Origin of the sequence: Sphingomonas sp. Sphisp66, from assembly GCF_047324325.1 — a bacterium.
Lineage (GTDB): Bacteria > Pseudomonadota > Alphaproteobacteria > Sphingomonadales > Sphingomonadaceae > Sphingomonas.
Genome location: NZ_CP168508.1, coordinates 890236 through 909700, shown reverse-complemented (window position 1 = coordinate 909700; position 19465 = coordinate 890236). Strand labels below are relative to the sequence as shown.

At 67.7% G+C, this 19465-nt stretch carries 1 protein-coding gene; it reads right to left on the bottom strand.

Going from position 1 to position 19465, the window contains the following annotated elements; genetic code table 11:
* Nucleotides 1–277: 277 nt before the first annotated feature.
* Nucleotides 278–19462: a YDG domain-containing protein gene (locus ACEN8G_RS04495; protein ID WP_413740743.1), complete on the bottom strand. Its 19185-nt coding sequence runs from the start codon at nucleotides 19460–19462 to the stop codon at nucleotides 278–280.
* Between the last annotated feature and the right edge of the window lie 3 nt (nucleotides 19463–19465).

The window sequence follows — 19465 nt, the reverse complement described above, 5'->3', positions numbered from 1 at the left end:
TTCGCGGGCGTGCGCGTGGAGATCGGCTTCTAGCCGCGGCACGGCGCGGGGGGACTGGAATCCCGCTCCGCCCGTGTTGCAGGCGCCGGCCCTTTGGGGGGGCCGTGAGGGCCCGTGCAGTGGGGGACTGCGCGGGCCCTCTTTGCTACGTGCCAATACACCGGCCTGCAGCAACCGGTTTGCCGTGCATTGGGGCGCCGCGGCTCCCCCACCGCGACGCCCACCCCCTCCCCCGAGGGCCGAGAGCCCGCGCGGCCGTGCCGCACGGGCCCTCTTGCTACTTGCCGCCGTCAGCCGGCTCCTCGCCTTCGCCATCGCCCTCGAGATTCCGGGAAGGGTCCTGGTTGAGCGAGAAGCCGGTGCCGACACCGGACTGCAGCATCTTGAGGGCGTCGCCGGCATCGGCGCCCGATTGGGTGAAGCTGATCACCAGCGTGCCCGGCACGACGGTGAGCAGATAGTTGGCGGAGAGCGCGAGCGTCCCCTGCCCGATCGCATAGCGACCCACCTGCTCGCCCGCCTCACGGGCCAGCGCGCCGCTGAAACCGTCGCCGCCCACCACCGAGCCACCGGAGACAGTGTAGCCGAACACCGGATCGGGCTGGCCGAAGATCTTGGTCGTGCCGTTGACCGTGACGGTCACCGCGCGACGGGCGACGTCGGCGGTCACCGGGGTGGCGGACAGGGTGACGCTGTAATTGGCGGCGTCGGCCCCGGTCAGCGCCAGCCCGCTCACCTGCACCGTGCGGCCGGTACCGGCATTGGCATCGGCGAAGCGATAGCTGGCGGTGCCGGTCACCGTGTCGCCGGCGATCAGGCCAGTAAGCGCGATCCGGCCGGTGGCGATGTTGCTACCGTCATAGCCCCGGCTGTCCGCCGTCGCCGTGGCGGTGATTGCCTTCTGCCCGATCACCGCGGTGCCGGTGGCGGTGCCGCTGATCGTATAGTTGCCGGCATCGGCGCCATCCAGGGTAAGGCCGCCGGCGGTGGCCGTGCGGGTACCGGCATTCTTGCTGTCGAAGACGATGCCACTGGTGCCGACGCTCACCTGGTCGCCCGAGAGGACGCCGCCCAGGCTCAGCGAACCGGTGGCGGCGGTGGTGCCGTCATAGGTCTTGCCGTTCGCCGACAGCGTCACGGTGATCGCCTTGGCGAGGATGTCCGCCAGGGCAGTGACGCTCATCGACGAGAGCACATAATTGCCCGCATCAGCGCCCGAGAGGCCGAGGCCGCTCGCGGTCACGGTACGGCCGGCACCGGCATTCCGGTTGTCGAAGGCCAGGCCAGTGCTCGTGGCCGACACCGCATCGCCGACAACGACGCCGTCCAGACCGAGCGTGCCGGTGGCGGCAGTGGTGCCATCATAGGTCTTGCCGTTCGCCGACAGTGTCGCGGTGATCGTCTTGGCGAGGATGTCCGCCAGCGCCGTCGCCGTCGCGTTGACGGTATAGTTTCCTGCGTCTGCGCCCGAGAGGGTGATTCCGCCCGCGGTTACGGTGCGGCCGATGCCGGCGTTCCGGCTGTCAAAGGCAAGGCTGCCATTGGCGCTCACCTGGTCTGTGCCGACCAGACCGGCCAGCGACAGGCTGCCGGTGGCGGCGGTGGTGCCGTCATAGGTCTTGCCATTGGCCGACAGCGTCGCGGTGATCGCCTTGGCGAGGATGTCCGCCACCGCCGTCACGCTGGCGCCGCTGAGGACATAATTGCCCGCGTCCGCACCCGAGAGGGTGATGCCGCTCGCCGTCACGGTGCGACCGGCACCGGCATTCCGGCTGTCGAAAGCGTAGCTGCCGGTGGCGCTTACCTGGTCGGTGCCGACCAGACCGGCCAGCGACAGGCTACCCGTGGCGGCGGTGGTGCCGTCATAGGTCTTGCCATTGGCCGACAGCGTCGCGGTGATCGCCTTGGCGAGGATGTCCGCCAGATCGGTGACGCTGGTCGCCGAGAGGACATAATTGCCGGCATCCGCACCCGACAGGGAGAGGCCGCCAGCGGTGACCGTGCGAGTGCCGGCGTTCCGGCTGTCAAAGGCCAGGCCGGTGCTGCTCACTCCCACCGTATCGCCCGCGATCACGCCACTCAGGCCGAGCGTACCGGTGGCGCCCATCGTGCCGTCATAGGTCTTGTCATTGGCGTTCAGCACCGCGCTGATCGTGCGCGGATCGATGATCACCGTGCCGGGCACGAAGGTGAAGCCATAGCCCATCTCCGAAGCCAGCGTGCCGAGCGCGCTATAGGCGAAATAGGTGCCGGCATTGCTGCCGACGCCGCTGATCTCCGCGGCGCCCGACCAGGCATTGGCCGCGCTGTCACCGTTGATCAGGCCGGTGATCGTCGCGGTGACGACCGGCGTGGTGCCGTCATAGACGATATGGAGGCTGGACGGGGTGACGGTGAGGACCGGGCGATAGCCATAGACGAAGCGGTTGCCCGCGTTCGGCGCGGTGGCGAAGCTGCCGGTGCCGAAATCATAGGCGTCGCCATAATAGCTGACCCCCGCCAGCCCGCCGAAGTCATTGTTCGGATCGGAGATGCCCGGATTGCCGCCGCTCTGGGTGTAGACCAGCCAGCGACCACTGGCGGCGCTGAGTGTCGAGGCGCCGGCGAGGTTGGTGAACCGGCCGTCCGAGGCGAGCGTGATCGCATCGCCCGCCGCAGCGGAAGTGACGCTGCCGGCCGAGCCGATCGTCATCCCGCCATGCGAGGCGATCACCACCGCGCCGCCATTGCCCTGCACCGCGCCGTCGATCGTCAGTGCGGTGATGGTGCTGAGCTTCAGGCCGTTGCTGCTGAAATCGCCGAGCTGGCCGATCCGGTTGTCGCCGCCCAGCATCGTCGCGCCGGTAACCTGCCCCTCCAGGCGATCCGCGACGACATGGCCGCTGCTCTGGCTGAGCGCCCCGGCGACCCCGAGGTTCAGCGCGCCACCGACTTCGATCGCGCCGTCCAGGGCGAGATCGGCGAGGTTGCGGAGCCTGAAGCCGCCATTGACTGCCAGACCGGTCAGGCGGGCGACGTGCGAACCGCTGCCGCCGGCATCGAGATCGACATCGCCGTTCACCGTCACCACGCCGAGCGTCGCGGCCGAGACGCCCGCGCCGGTGATCGCGCCCGCCGCCTGGAGCGACACGTCGCCGCCGGTCACATGGCCGAGGGTCAGGCTGCCGGTGCTCGCGCCGAGATTAACGACGAAGTGGCCGAAGACATCGCCCAGGCTGGTGTTGCCCTGGCCGGAGATGTTGATGTGGCCGGCGCTGGTGGTAACGTCGCCCAGGGCAAGCCTGCCCGAGGGCCCCTGCACGACGATCGCGCCGACCGCGTCGATGTCGCCGGCGGAGAAATTACCGGTGGTGACGGCGATCTGCAGCGTCCCCGCTTCGATCGCACCCAGCGCGCTCGACTCGTAAAGGTTGATCGCGACATTGCCGCCGCCGGCCCGGATGGTGGTGCCGGTCAGGCTCGCGCCATGGTTGGTGAAGACGTTGCCGGTGGTGATCGAGGCGGCATCGGCCGCGCCGAAGCGCAGGTCCCCGCCGGCGATGAGCGACAGGCTGTTGGCGCCGGTACCGTAATAGCCGGCGCTGGCGAGCGACAGGTCGGTGGCAGCGTTCAGGCTGATCGCGTTGCCCGCCCGGAGGTTGCCGATGTTGAGCAGGCCCTGCGTGGCGCTGATCGAGATGGCCCCGCCGAACGACAGGTCAGTCGAGCCGAAGTCGAAGTTTCCGGCCGTGTCGGTGATTGTCAGCGAGCCGGCGCGGGCGGACCCGGGTGCCAGGGTCTCGCCGGCAAAGTCGCCGGCGGTGAGCGTGTAGTTGTTCTCCACGCCGACCGAGTTGACGATGTTCGCGGTGCCGGTGCCGGCGTCGATGGTGACGTTGTGGCCGGACACGCCGTAAAGGCGGACACCCTGCCCGATCGCCGTGACGTCGCCCTGAGCATCGAGCGACAACAGCCCGGTGATCGCCCCGTGCCGCGCCTCGACATGGATGTCGCCCGAGGAGAGGAGCACGCCGCTGGCGCCGAGATCGCCCGCGGTGTCGATGATCGTGATGTCGCCGAGCGCGCTGGCGCCGCCGGACAGGGTGGGATTGAGCGCGTCGCCACCGAAGTCCGCCGCGGTCAGCCTGTAGCTGCCGCCGCTGCTCCCGACGTCGAACATCGTCAGCACGCCGGCCACCGCGGCGCCGATATTGTGGCCGCGGAGCTGGTTGATCCCCAGATCGCCATTGCCGACCGCGATGGCCACGTCGCCCGCATCGGCGCGGACTTCGTCGAACACGCCGGTCACGCCGAACAGGTTGATCGAGACATTGCCGCCCAGCGAAACCACCCTTCCGCCGCCGCTGGCACCGCCCAGCGTGCCGCCGGTCGAGACCGCGTTGCCGGTGCCGGGCGTAGCGCCCGCATCGGCACCGAGCGTGACGTTACCCTGCGCCTGGAGGGCGAAGCCACCGGTCGCAGTAATGTCGCGGATCGTCGCGGAGCTACCCCCGGTGAGCTGACCGCTACCCACGATCGAGACCTGGTTGATCGCGAGATCGCCCGTGGTGGTGCTGACGGTCACGTTGCCGCCGGCAGAGAATTCGTCGATCGTGATCCCGCCCGCAGTGCCGTAGACCGCCGCATTGCCGTTCGAAGCGAGCGAGGCCGCCCGGACCGTTCCGCCCTCGACATAGAGATAGTTGGTGGCGGAGAGATTCGCGACGGCGGTCGTGTCCGTCACGCCGTCGCTGGTCAGGTAAAGATCATTGGCGGTGACCCCGCCGGCGCCCAGGGTCAGGCCGCCGCCGATCGCCCGGAGATTGACGATGGTGCCAGTAGCCGAACCGATCGAGAGCGAGCCGTCGCTCAGCAGCACCTTGGCGTTGCCGCTCTGGGCCCATAGCAGGCCGATCGACAGATCGCCGGACGCCAGGTTCACCTCGGCAGTGCCGGCCTGGATCAGGTCCAGCGCCGCCGAATGATGGAGGTTCACGGTCGCGCTGGTCGCCCCGGCGACCGTGATATTCCCGGCGGCCCCCGCCGCGCGCTCGAAATAATTGTCGGTGGTAATCGAGCTGGCGTCGTCCGCGCCGAGCCTTGCCGCGCCGCTGATGCTCTGCACGCTGAGCGTGCCGGCGGCGCCAGTCAGCTTGGCCTGGCGCAGGATCGCGTTGCCCGTCAGCGAGAAGACACTGATGTTCCCGCCCGCCTTGGCGGAGCCCGCGATAGTGGACCCGAACTGGGAGGTCAGGTTCACATCAGTGCCGGCCTCGATGCCGCCGGTCACGGTGAGGCCGGTATTGCCGCGCAGCGTCACGCTGCCTAGGGTGGCGCTGGCATCGACAAGGCGGAGAGCCCCGGCCGTGGCGGAAACGTCGATATTGGTCGCGGCCCAGATCTGGCTGAGATCGGCGGCATTGGCCTCGCCGGTCACCGCGCCCTGCATCGACCAGACCGAGCCGTTCTCGATCAGGCCGGCGACATGGAAGTCGATATTGCCCTTATAGTTGAGCGTGAGCCCGCCCAGGTTGAGGCCGGCAAGGCTGGTCAGGGTCCAGCTGCCCGCCTTGTCGCCGATCGGCGAGAGCGCGCCGTGCAGTAAGGCGCTGCCCTTCAGGACATAGTCCTGGCCGACCGAGACCTGCCCGACATCGACCGCGCCGGTGCCGTTGAGCGTCACGTCATAGGCGCTGCTCGCCGCGCCCAGCGTGATGTCGGTGCCGTTGACGGTGAGCGTGCCGTCCATGGCCAGGCCGGCGGCGAGCGTCGCCGTGCCGCCGAGGACATTGCCGGCCGCAGTGACGGTGGTGTTGCGGCGGGCGGCGATGCTGCCCGACAGGGTCAGGTCGCCGGCGGTATCGGTGATCAGGATGTCGAGCGGGTTGCCGCCCTGGAAGTTGAACGCGCCCGCGCCGATGTCGCCCGCGGTGACCGAATAGACGCCCGAGGTGGCGATGGAGTTGGCCGTCAGGTCGGTGCCGGCGAGCAGCGTGATGTTCGCGCCGGAGACATTGCCCAGCAGCAGCTGGTTGTTCGATTCCGCGTAGACATTGCCCGCCGCCGAGATGTTGATCGCAGCGTTGTAGACTTGGTCGACACCCAGCGTCGCGTTGCCGGTCGCCTGGATGGTGACCGTGCCCGGCGTGGCTCCTACGCTGTAGTCGACGACGTTCGAGCCCGTGATCGAGCCGCTATCGGCACCCAGCTTGACGTTGCCGCCCGAGATCAGCGCGTTGTAGCCGTCGCCCGCCACGTCGTTGTTGCCGGACCGGTGGAGCAGGCCGACCGCGACATTGCCGGTGCCGGTCACCGAGACGTCGTCGCTGGTGGTGATGGCGTCGATGGCCAGGTCGTTCGCCCCGCCCTGGACGGTGACCTTGTTGCCCGAGAGCTCGCGCATATAGCCGCCCGCGGCGGTGATGCTGATGTCCCCGTAGGTAAGGATGCCGGCATTGTTGGTGAAGTTGCCGTCGACGTTCAGCGTGACATCGCCCGAGCCGAGATTGCCGATCAGGATCAGGTCCCTGGCATTGGTGAAGCTGAACGCGGTACCGCTATGGGCGCTGCCCTGCAGCCTGTTGACCTGGTTCTGCCGGTCGACCGCGATGCCATAGCCATTGAGCGTGAGCAGCCCGGCCGTCAGCGTGCCTGCCGACTGGGTGATCTGGCCGTCGGCGTCGATGACCACGCCCATGGTCGCGACGAAGTTGCCGGTGAGATCGAGCGAGCCTGCATTGTAGATCTCGAAGTTGCCGGCGCTCACATTGCCCAGCGCGCTGAAGCTGACGGTGCGCGGGTTCATCGGGTTGCTGTAGAAGCTTGCCCAGGCGCCCGTGGTGAACACGTTCAGCGTGCCGCCGCTGACCGGATCGGCGCCGGTGATGCGGATGTCGCCGCCCGTAGTCAGCGTCATCGCCGAGCTGGCGCCGGCGGTGAGCGTGCCGGCGATGTCGAGGGCGCCGCTGGTCTTGAAGCTCAGGTCGCCGGCCGCGGTCAGCCCCAGGATCGTGCGGATCGTGTTGTTGCCGCCCAGCAGCATATTGCCGGTCGCCGAACCCGCGGCGCTCGCGGCGGTGATGACCGAGCCGGCGGACTGGGTGACCGAGCCGCTGAGCGCATCCGCGCGGAACGCCCCGGACGCCGTCACGGTGCCGGTCAGGCGGACATTCTGCGCCTGGAGGCTGACATCGCCCGCGGCGGTGATCTGGTCGCCGAACGCGCCGACATCGCCGCTGTCGAACGCGATTGCGATGCCGGTCTGGGCGCGGGCGGTGAGCGTGCCGGCCACGCCGCCGGTGATCGTGGAGCTGGCGATCCCTCCGCCCGAGGTGAGCGACAGATTACCGCCGACATCGACGATGCCGGTAAGCATCACATTGCCCGCCGTCTTGACGCTGGCGTTGCCCGCCAGGTCGAGGCTCAGCACGCCGAACTGGTTGGCGCTGCCCAGCGTGATGTCGCCGCCGGCGCTCGCGCTGAGCGTGGCGCCGTAGATCACTGCGTCCGGATTGGTCGCCTGGACGATCGAGCCGGTATCGGAAATGAGGGTCACGTCATGGCCGGCCGCCGCGATCGCGTCGGTCAGGCTCATATTGCCCACCACGTGCAGCGTCAGGTCGCCGGCCAGGGCGCGGAGCTCGCCGATGGTGCCGACCTGGTTCGCGTTGCCCAGGTTGATCCCGCCATCGGCGATGCCGCCAAGGCTGGTGGCGGTGATGATGCCGCCGCTCTGGTCGATGTCCCCGCCGGTCCGGAACCAGATGTTCTGGGCCGTGACGTTGCCGGTCAGCTTCAGGTTGGTCGCCCGCAGGTCGAGATCGCCGCCAGCGCTGATCACGCCCAGCGACAGGAAGCTGTTCGCGCCATTGTCGAGCGTGATGTCGCCCGCCGCGCGGAAGCTCGCCGCGCCGCCGATCGACAGCGCCGCCGACTGGGTGATCGAGCCGGTGTCGGAGATCAGCGTGAGGTCGCCCGGCGTGGTGAAGGCCGCGGCGTCGAGATCGCCCTGGTTGCGGAACAGCAGATTGCCGCTCGTCGTGGAGAGCGCGACGCTGGCGATCTGGTTCGGGCCGGCGAGCGACAGGCCGGTGCCCGCGGTGCCGGTGAAGTCGTTGGTGACGATCCTGGCGGCCGGGGCCTGATCGATGTCGGTATCCGCATCGAAGGTGACGCTGGTGGCCGAGACCGTGCCCGACGTCTGGGCGATCCGGCCGCCGTCGACGAAGAACGAGGCCTGGCTGCCGCCCGTCACATCGCCAGCGATCTCCAGGTCGCCGCTGCTGTTGACGGTGACGCCGGCGCCGCTCAGCCCGGTGATCCTGCCGATCTGGTTGGCGAAGTTGAGGGTGATGGCGCCGCTGGTCGTGCTCGCATCGAGCGATCCGACAAGGAGCGTGTCGAGCTGGCTGATCATGCCGCCCGCGCGCACGGTCATCGACGCGGCCTGGCCGCCGATCCGCAGCGCACCGGTGGCGCGCAACGTCGCGTCGCCGCCCGAGGCGACATAATATTCGGAGACCGCATTGGCGCCGTCGAGCGTGACGTCGCCGCCCGCAGCGATGTCGACATGCCCGCCGGTAAGGATGCCGCTGACCTGCTCGAGCGCGCCGGTGCCGGTGTTGAAGCTGAGGTTGCCGCCGGTGACATTGCCGTCGAGCGTCAGCCTGCCGAGGCTGGTCAGGCGGATCGCGGCGTTGGTGAACGAAGTCAGCTCGGTTACCCGGCCGATATGGTTGCCCTGCCGCAGGTCGATCGCGCCATAGGCGGTGGCGAGGAGGCTGCTCGCGCTGATGCTGCCGCCCGTCTGGGTGAGCGCGCCGAAATTCGGCCCGAAGCTGTTGTTCGAACGCAGCCTGAGGTTGCGCGCAGTGATGTCCCCCGCGATCTCGAGATCGCGGGTGGAGACGAAGGAAACGTCCGCGCCGGTGCCCGCCGAGACCCCGTCGATCCGCTGGATATCGCCGGCGAGCGACACGCCGTCGCGGCCATAGGCGGTGAGGCCGACCAGCTGGACGATTGCGCCGCCCGTCTGGGTGATCGCCCCCTGCTCGCTGCGCAGCGAGACGAAGGAATTGGGGGACACGATCCCGTCGATCAGCAGATTGCCAGTGTTGGTGAAGGCAGCGTTTCCGCCAGGCGTGTGGAGGTTGAGCGTGGCGACATTGTTGGCGGCGGCGGTCAGATCGACACCGACGCCGAACACATAGAGATAATCCGCGGTGATATTGCCGCCGCTGATCGCGAAACTGCCGTTGTTGAGGGTCACGCGGTGGCCCGCGGCCTCGATACGGTCGACCGTGATCGCGCTGCCATAGCCGCTGCCGTTGCTGTAGATGTCGACGTCGCCGCCGCTCTTCACATCGACATGCTCGAGCTGGTTGCCGTTGGTGGCCCCCAGGGTGACGGCGCCGGCCGCGTCGATGATCACCGAGCCGATCAGCGAGCCGGTGTTCCAGTCCTGCGTAACCGAACCGGTATCGGAGATCAGCTGGATCGTGTGCCCGGCAGCGCTGACCGTGCCGATCGCGATATCGCCGAGGTTGCGGAAGCGCAGGTCGTTGCCATTGGCATCCAGGCTGATCGTGCCGACGTCGTTCGCGCCGAGCAGCGAGATGCCCGAAGGGCCGGTTGCCTGCAGGGCGGCGGTGGTGATCGCCGAAGTCGCGGCATTCTGGGTGATCGCGCCGCCGGCGGTGAGCTTCACCAGGGTCGGCGCCGTGATGGCGCCCGTCAGCGCCAGATTGCCGAGGGTGTTCAGGGTGAAGCTGCCGTCCGTGGCAATGTCCTTCACCGCGCCGATCGTGTTGCCCTGGTCGAACACGATGTCGCCGTCGAGCGCCGTGGCGGACAGGGCACCGACGTTGATGCCGACGGACTGGGTGATGCCTCCCGTGTCCGAGACGAACGAAGCCAGGCCCGGCGTGCTGACGCTGCCGAGCAGGATGGCGTTAATCGAACGGAAGCTGATGTCGCCACCGGTCGAGAGGAACGCGTTGGCGCTCCTGGCGTCGATATCGTTTGCCCGGTCGAGCGAGATCGCACCCTGCGCCTGCGCGGACAGGCTATAGCCGGTGATCGTGCCGCCCTGCTGCCGGATCGCGCCGTTGTTCGAGGTCAGGACGATGTTCTGGCCGACGGTGACGAGGTCGCCGAGCAGGACCAGGTCGCCGGCATTGGTGATGGTGATGCCGTTGGTGCTGGTGTTGCGGACCGTGCCCAGCGTGCCGATGCTGTTGGCCTTGTCCAGCACGATGCCGTTCTGCGCCGTGAGGGTCACGAGCCCCGACGCGGTGAGCGTGGTGCCGGCGCCCTGGGTGATCGCGCCGATGAGCGTCTCCAGCGTGACGTCGCCGCCCGCGCTGAGGTTCGACAGCCCGATATCGAACATGTTCCTGAGGCGCAGGTTTCCGGTGGCGGTGCTGAGCGTGCCGAACGCATCGATGGTGTTGTTGACCATGAACAGGTCCAGCCCGGTGCTGGCCGAGGCGGACAGGCTCGCCGCTCCGATGGCGCCGCCGGTCTGGTTGATCGCGCCGTCGAGCGAGGCGAGCGTTACCGCGCCGCCGCTGTTGATGCCGCCGGTCAGTTCCAGCGTGTCGCGTGCCGTGAAGCTGATCCCGCCGCTGCCCGAGATATTGACCAGCCGCGCGACCTGGTTCGCCTGGGTCAGGATGATCTGGTTGCCCGCCACGACACTGAGCTGGCCGGCGGTGATGATGCCCGCGCTCTGGCTGATCGAACCGGCGATCGTCGCCAGCGAGACGTTGCCGCCGAAGCCGGCCGTGACGTTGCCGGCGAGATCGAAGCCATTGGTGCCGGTATAGGTGATGCCGCCGGTCTGGCTCACCAGGCGGAAGATCGTCCCGACATTGTTGGTGCCGGTCATGGCGATGCTGGTGCCTGCGGTGGTATCGAGCCCGCCCGCGGTGATCGAACCGCCCATCTGGGTGAGACCGCCGCCCGTGGCGAGCGTCAGGCGGCCGGTTCCGATGTTGATCGCGCCGTTGAGGGTGAGGTTGGCGCTGGAGTTGAACGCAGCGTCGCCGCCCGCGCCGACATTGCCGAGCGTGATGATCCGGCCGGTGAGCGAGATGGTGCCGGAGGTGCTCGCCGTCAGCGTATCGGCGTTGACGCCGCCGCTGAGATTGCCGCCGGTGACGGTCAGCGAGACGTTGCCGCCTTCCACCGAACCGAAGCTGGTGTTGCCGGTCGAGACGGCGGTGACGTCCCCGGAGCCGCTCGCGGTAGTGAGGTTCGCCCCGCCCAGCCTGTTGCCGCTGCGGGTCAGCGCGATGTTGTTGCCGAGGAGTTCGAGTACGCTGCCCGAGGCGCTGCTGTCGATAGAGCCGCCGCTCTGGGAGATGTTGCCGCCGGTGGCGCGGAGATCGAGATAGGTGGTGACGATCGTGCCGGTCAGGTCGACATTGCCGTTGGTGTAGATCTCGGCTCCGGTGCCGAGATTGCCGATCGCATCGATGTGGTTGCCGGTGCCGCCGATGCCGCGCAGGCTGAAGACCTGGCCGCCACTCATGTTGAGCAGCCCGGCCGAGACCACGCTGGTGCCAGTCTGGTTCACCGTGCCGATGGCGCCCGCCATTGCGAGCGACAGCGTCTGCCCCGCCGCGGCGATGTTGCCGGTGAGGTTGTAGCCGTCCGTGTCGGTATAGGCGATGCCGCCGCTGCTGCCGTTGCTCAGCCCGGTGATGGTCCCGACATTGTTGGTCGTGCTGGTGAGCGAAATGCCGGTGTCGGCGCTGGCGTTCAGCGAGCCGGCGACGATCCCGCCGCTGTTCTGGGTGAGCGCTCCGCCGCTGGCGAGCGTCACCGTCTGTCCGACGCCGGTGATGTCGCCGTTGATCGTCACGCTGTTCTGGCTGCGGAAGGCGATCCCACCGCTGGTGCTGCTGGTAAGGCCCCCGATGGCGTCGATCGTGTTGCCCGCATTGCTGAAGTCGATGCCCGTCGCCGCGCTGAGCGTAACACTGGTCGCATCCACGGCGACAGACTGGGTGATCGAGCCGGTATCGGAGATCAGCGTCAGCGCACCGCGGCCGTTATAGAAGCGGAAATCGCTGTTCGCCTCGATGCTGCCCTGGTTGCGGAAGGCGATGCTGGTGCCGCCCGAACTGAGGTAGTTGCCGACCGTGCCGATCTGGTTGGCCCCGAGCAGGCTGATGTCCCCACCAACCGCCGAAATGCTGCCTGCAATGATCCGGCCGGTGCCGGTCTGGGTGATCGCGCCGTCGGTGGACAGGCCGATACCGTTAGCGGCGGTGATCGTGCCGGCGCTCTGGCTGAGCGTGTGCCCGCTGAGCTCCATGCCGCCCGCCGCGGTGACGTCGCCGACGACGTTGAGGTTGGAGCTCGAAGCGTTGATCTGGATGTCGCTGCCGCTCTCGACCGTGTCGAGCGTGTTGAGATTGGTGAAGTTGAGATAGAAATAGTCTTCGGCGCTGCCGGTCAGCAGGTCGGCGCTGACATAGCCGGTGCCGTTGACTGCGCCGCCCGCATGGAGTGCCAGGGTGCCGCCCACGCTGCCGCCGGCCATCACGATGTCGCCGGGGCTGTTCACGGTCAGCGAGCCGCCGACCGACATGCCCGAGGCGATCGTGGTGGCGAGCGTCGAGCGTAGCGTCGCGTCGCCGCTGACGTTCAGCCCGAAGGCGCCGACGACATTGGCGTTGTCGAGAATGGCCGAGGCGTTGGGGCCCGTGGTCGTGACGTTGAGCCGGTTCGCGGTGATCACATTGCCGCTCGCCTGGCTGAGGCCGTCCTCCGCGGTGATCGAGACGGTCTGGCCGGCGGCGGTGATGTCGCCCTCCAGCAGCACGTTGCCGAGCAGGTTCAGCGCGATGCCGCCACTGCCGCTGTTGGTGACCGTGCCGAGATGATCGACGGCGATCTGCCCGCCGGCGCCCGCCCCGGAATAGATGCCATTGGCGGCGGAAAGGGTCAGCGTGCCGGCCGAGGACGAGCCCGCACCGGTGAAATTGATGTTGCCCTGCGAGGTGATCGTGGCCGCGCCGGTGGCGTTCAGTCGCAGGTTGAGGTCGCCATAGGAGAGGAAGCTGCCGCTCCCCATCGTGATATTGGCCTGGCCGCCGACGATGTTGATGACATTGCCCATGTCGAGCGTGCCGGCGGTATTCAGGTTCAGATTATAGGTGTTGATCACCCCACCCTGGCCCTGGGTGATGCCGGCCGCATTGGTGATCGTGGTGGTGCCGCTGACCACGATATTGCCGTTCAGGCCGAGCACGCCGGCCGAGAGGTTGGAATTGGCGATGAAGTCGCCGTTGTCGAGTCTGATCGAATCTAGATTGTCGAGGGCATTGGCGCCCAGCACGGCATTGCCGTTGACGATGTAGAGCCGCAATGCGCCCGCGGTGATCGTGCCGCTGTCCTGGATCAGCGAGCCGCTGCCGACATAGAACGAGACATATTGGCCCGGCGCGCTCACGTCGCCGGCGAGGTGCATATCGACATCGGAAGCGATGGCGATCCCGACATTGGTGGCGTTGCTGCTGTTGGTCAGGCCATCGATAGTGTGGATCTGGTTGCCGATCTGGTTGAGCACCAGCCCATCGACCGCCGAGGCGGTGAGGTGGTTGGCGATGACGGTGCCGCTGTTCTCGCGGATCGCGCCGGCATCGGCGATGAGCGTGACATGGTCGCCGCGCACATTGCCGGCGATCTGGAAGCCGTTGATGTCATGGAAGCTTACGTCGCCGTCGGCGGTGAGCGCACCCAGCGTACCCACGTCGTTGGCAGCACCCAGCGTGATTGCGCCGGTAGCGCCGCCCGCCGTGGCATAGAGCGACGCGGCGGTTAGCGTACCGTTGCTCTGGGTGATCGCGCCCTGGGCACCGAGCGTCAGCCTGCCGCCGACACTGATATTGTTGAGCAGGCCGAGCGACGTGCTGCCCGTCGTGATCGTGGCGTCGCCCGAGGCGCTGACCGCGCCGAGATAGATAAAGCTGTTGGCGGCATTGCCGAAGCTGACGGTGCCATGCTCGGCCACCGCGGACAGTGAGGAGGCGGCTATGGCGCCCGTCGAGGTGATCGAGCCATTGTCCGAAGTCAGTGCGAGGGTGCTGCCCGAGGTGTAGCCACCCATCGCATCGAGATCGATCGAACCGGCGTTGCGCAGGATCAGGCCGCCGTTCGCGGCCGTGGAAACGCTGCTCCCGGTGCTGTTGAAGCTGTTCGCACCGTTGAAGGTGATTGCGTAGCCGCTCAGCGCGATGGTGTTGGCGACGATCCGGGCGTTGCCGACCTGGCTCAGGTTGCCGCTGCCGGTCAAATGGACGTCGTTGCCGGTGATCGTCCCGTCGAGCTGCGAAATTGCACCCGCACCAGCCCGCAGGTCCACGGTGCCGAGCGTGCCGGAGCCCGCGGTGACGTCGCCGGTGATCTGGAAGCTGTTCGCGTCGGTGAGCAGGACATTGCCCGACGTGGTGGCCAGTTTGCTTATGCTGCTCACGTCCGTATTGAACGTGAGGTCGATCGCCCCGCCGGCGGTGAGCGACAGGTCGCCCGCCCGGATATAGGCTCCGAGCACGCCGCCCGCGGTGGTCACCACCGCGTTGCCCGTGGTGCTGATGCTCAGGTCGAGCGTGGATGTGCCGGCATTGTTGAAGGTGACGGCGCCGCCGCCCTGCGATGTGCCGCCGAAGCTGGAGAGGCTGTTGGCCTTGGCGAGCGTGATGCTGCCGGCCGCGCCAGTGAGCACGGTATTGCCGGTCAGGATGCCGGCGCTCTGGGTGATCGAGCCGGTATTGGCGATCAGGCTGGCGGCGAAGAAGTTGCTCGTCGCGGTCAGGTCGATGCTGCCATCGCCGACCAGCGTGAAGCCGCTGATGACCGAGGACGCGCCCAGCTTGATGTCGCCCGCGGTGTAGACCGTGGCGTTGACCGCGGAGACGGTGAGCGTGTCGGCATCGACCTTGCCGTGCGGAGTCGTGACGATGCCGACCGTGGTGGTGCCGGTGGTGATGTTGCCACCGCTGGCGAGCGCGACAGTGCCGGGCGCGGTGATGTCACCCTCGATGGCGAAGCCGTTGGTGTCCGCGATCCGGATGTCGCCGGCTGCAGTGATGAGCCCGTCGAGCGCTGTGAAGTTGTTGGCATAGGCCAGATTGATGCCGGTGGCGGCGTTCGCGATCAGCGTGGCAGCGGTAACGGCGTCAGTCTGGCCGATGCTGCCCGTGTCCGAGGTCAGCGTTAGCGTGCCGAAGGTGGTCGACGTGGTCGGCAGCACGATGCTGCCGAGGTTGCGGATCGTGACGTTCGTGCCGTTACCATGGCCGACTTCGGTCAGCGTGCCGAAATTGTTCGCGCCGCCGAGCAGCAGATTACCGCTGGTGCCGGCCGCCAGCCGGTCGGCGGTGATCGCGCCGGCGGTCTGGTTGATGCCCTGCGTGGCGTGGAGGATGACGCCGCCGCCGGTGATGTTGCCCGTCAGCCCCAAGGTGCTGTCGGTGAAGATGTCGATATCGGTGCCGCCGGTGTTCTTGGCTGTCAGGTCGCCGAGCGAACCGATTTGATTGTTGCCATAGGTGAAGACGAGCTTGCCGTTGGTGGCGGTGGCGCTCAGCCTGGTGGAGACGATCGGGCCGCCGATGATGTTGCCGGTATCGGAGATCAGCGTGGTGTAGTGGTTGCTGCCGGCCTGGTTGGCCGAGCCGCTCATGTCGATCGTGCCGACCGCGCGCAGCGTCAGGTCGTGGGTGACCGTGTAGGTGTTGATCCAGGAGAACTCGTTCGCGCCGATCAGCGACACGTCGGTGGCGCGGAGGCTCAGGCCGTAGTCGCCCACCACCACCTTGGCACTGGCATCCTGCGACACCGACTGGGCGGCATCGAGCTCGACGCTGTAGCCGGTGATCGTCCCGCTATTCTGCAGGAGCGAGCCCTGGCTCGAGTTCAGGCGGACCCAGTTGCCACTGGTCCCGCCGCCGGCGGTGACATTGCCGTCGAGCTTGATGTCGCGCTGGTTCTCGATGTCGATATAGCCGTCGGCGACGGTCAGGTAGCGGTAGCTGCCGATATCGACGTTGACCGTCTGGTCGTACAGGCTGATCCCGGTACCGGCCGTGATCCCCACCGATCGCACGGTCACGTCGCTGCTGTTGCCGGCAGAGCCCGCGGCGGTGACGGTGAGGTCGCCCGCGGTGCTCACCATGAAGTAGACGTCGGCGTCGCCGCTGAGATTGATGTTCCCGCCGCCGGTCGACGTCGCCCAGATGTTCACGCTGCCCGCGCCGGTGAGGTCTATTCCGCCTTGGGCGGTGGCATAGACCGCACCCGGGTAGCTGTTGGACACCGTCCCGCCATGCGTCGTGATCGCGCCGTTCGACGAATAGAGATACAGGTTGTGGTCACTGGTGCTGACGGCGCCGGTCAGGTCGATGTCGCCGGTGGTGGCCAGCGAGAATTCGCCGCCGGACGTGTTCACCGCGCCCAGCCTGATGTTGCCGAGCGCATCGAACGACGCGCCGCCGCCCGCGGTCACTTCCAGCGTGCCGGCGGAAAGATGGCCGGCGCTGGTGGTGATGTCGCCGTTGGTACCGAACTGAAGCAGCCCCGGCGCGCTGATGTCGCCCGCGATATCGAATCCATTGCCCTCGACGAACATGATGTCGCCGCTGGTGGTGGTCAGCCCGCCCACGGTGGTGACCGTGTTGCCGACGCCGCCATCGAGCCGCAGCCCCGTCGCCGCCTGGGCGATCAGCGTGTCCGCATAGATGCCGCTGCCCTGGCGGATGCTGCCGGCGTCGGAAATCAGCGTCAGCGTGCCGACGGTGATGCCGTAGCTGTTGTAGCGGAAGTCGCCGATCGAGCGGATCGTGACGTCCTTGCCGGTGCCCCCGGTCAGATACGCATCCTGGTAGCCGAGATCGTTCGCACCGCGCAGCAGCAGGTTGGTGGCCGCGTGCGCCTCGAGATAATTGCTCGTGTGAATGCTGGCGCTGGCATCCTGGTCGATCGCGCCCGCCGAGGCATTGAGCGTGACGTCGTTGCCCGAGATCGCCGTGCCGGCGCCCTGGCCGATCGAGGTCCCGGACAGGCTGACATTGGTTCCGGCGACGACATTGCCCGTCACCGAGAGCGCGCGGTTGGACGAGATTCCGATCATGCCGCCGGCCGTCACGGCGCCCAGCGAGTCGATCGCGCCCGAAAGGCCTATCGAACCCCAGGCCGAAGCGGTGATGCGCGATGCGGTGATGGGATCGGGGCCGATGATATCGCCGGCATCGGAGGTCAGGTTGAGTTCGCCACCCGCGGTGTAGCCACCGCTCACCACCGGGGTGAGATTGATCGTGCCGGCATTGCGCAGCGTCAGGTCGCCGCCGGCATGCAGGTCCTGGATGCTGGTGAAGCTGTTCGCGCTGCCCATCGTCACGGTGCCGCCGCTGGTCAGCGACAGGCCGCCGGTCTGGATGAAGGCGCCGTTGCTCTGGGTGATCGTGCTGTCCGCATCGAAAACGATCGAGCCGGCGGTGATGCTGCCGGTGACTTGCCGGATCGCGCCGTTGTTCGAGGTGAAGGTCGCGGCGCCGCCATTGCCCGCCTGGATGACACCGCCGAGGACGACATCGCCGTCCATCGTGACCGCGATATTGCCGCCCGCGCTCAGATCCCCGAACGCAGCGTCTCCGCCGTCGGAACTGAGGTTGATCGCGCCGCCCGCGGTCACGAACAGCCCTCCGGCGATCAGTGCGTTCGTGCCCGAAGACGTCGCATTGCCCCCGACGGTGAAGCGCGCGACCGAGAAGGTGTTCACTTTGAAGTCGAGATTGCCCGTCGCGTTGACCGTGACGCGCTCGCCATCGGCGGAATTGGCGGTGAGGCTGGTGAAGCTGTTGGCGCCGCCGAGGTCGATCTCGCCAGCGGCATTGGCGACGACGGCGCCGCCGCCGGAGATGAAGCCACCCGTCTCGCGGATCGCCCCGGTATCGGCAGTCAGCGTCAATGTATCGCCGAGGATCATCCCGAACTCGTTCGACAGCGTGATGCCGCCGGTCGCATGGATCATCACCGCGCCCTGGGATTGCCCGTAGCTTAGGTTGGCGTCGCCATTGACCTTGAACGAACCACCGCCGCCGAGAGACAGCTCCAGGCTGCCGGCGGTGATCGAGCCGGTCGTGGTATCCATGAAGCCGCGCGCGCCGAGCGTGACCTTGCCGGGCGCACTGATCGCGCCGGTGAGGATGACTCCGTCCTCGTCGCCGATATAGGCAAGATCGCCCGTGACAGTGCTGAGCACGCCGAGCTTGTCGACCCGGTTGGCGCTGAACGAGTTGAAGTTGATGCCCGTCTGCGCGCTGGCAGTGAGCGTGTCCGCCGTGATCACGCCGGCGTATTGCTTCACATCGGTATTGTCGCTGTGGAGATTGACGGTGGCGCCAGCCTCGCCGACATCGCCGCGCAGCAGCACGTTCTCGGATGCGACAAAGTCCACCTTCGGCCCCGCGACCGACCCGCCATAGGTAGAGACGTGTCCCTCCCCGATGCCGGAAAGTGGTGCCGCCGCCGCGGCGCCGTTCACGATATCGTGGTTCGCGCTGAGCACGATCGCGCCAGTCTCGTCGGTACCGACCGTGTTGGCGCTGATCGTGCCGGTGCTCATGATGCTGGCCACCAGGCCCGACTTCGAGACCGCAGCGACGAAAACGCGGTTGCCGCTGATGTCGCCGGCCAGGTTGATCGCATCGGAGCCGGAGGCACCGGCGCCGTCCGCCACCTCGAAGCTAAGCAGGTCCATGTCGTCGGTCGAGGTCGGCCGGAAGCTGACCTTGTACTTGGCCGCCGAGCCGACCAGCACATTGCCGCCGTCATTCGCCGAGATGCTCGATCCCGCCTCGGTGGTGACCACCGGCGCCACCAGCGCGATCGCGCCGCCATGGCTGGCGATCTGCGCGCCGTTCTGCACGGTGATGTTGCCGGTCCCCGCCCCGGTGAAGCCGAAGCTGGTCGCGCTGCCGTCGAGGAAGCCGCCCGCGCTGCTGTCGGTCGCCCGGTCCAGCGCCGCGGTGGTGACGAGCAGGCCGCCGGTGCTCACCCGGGCATTGGCCCCGATCACCACGCCATTGGCGTTGTAGATCCAGATATTGCCGCCCACCGCGCCGCCGGTGGAGCCGATCGTTCCGTTGAGATTGCCGTTGATCGTGCTGCCCGCGCCGCCCACGCGGTTGAGCACGATGTCGCTGCGATTGGCGAAGACGAAGTTCGCCGTATCGCCCGAATTGATGTCGAACTGGTTCCAGTCGATCACGGTGCGTGACCCGCCCAGCGTCACCGTGGTGGTGTTGGGAACCGACTGGTCGATCGTCGGTGCCGTGCCGTTGCTCTGCGCGGGCGTGCCGCCCTGGACGAGCTGGGCATGCGCGGGCGCCGCCCAGACCGCGGCGAGCGCGAGCGCGCCGAATGCCGAGGTGGTGAGCAGGCGGCGATTGGGGCGGCGGCGGAGAGCGGACATGAT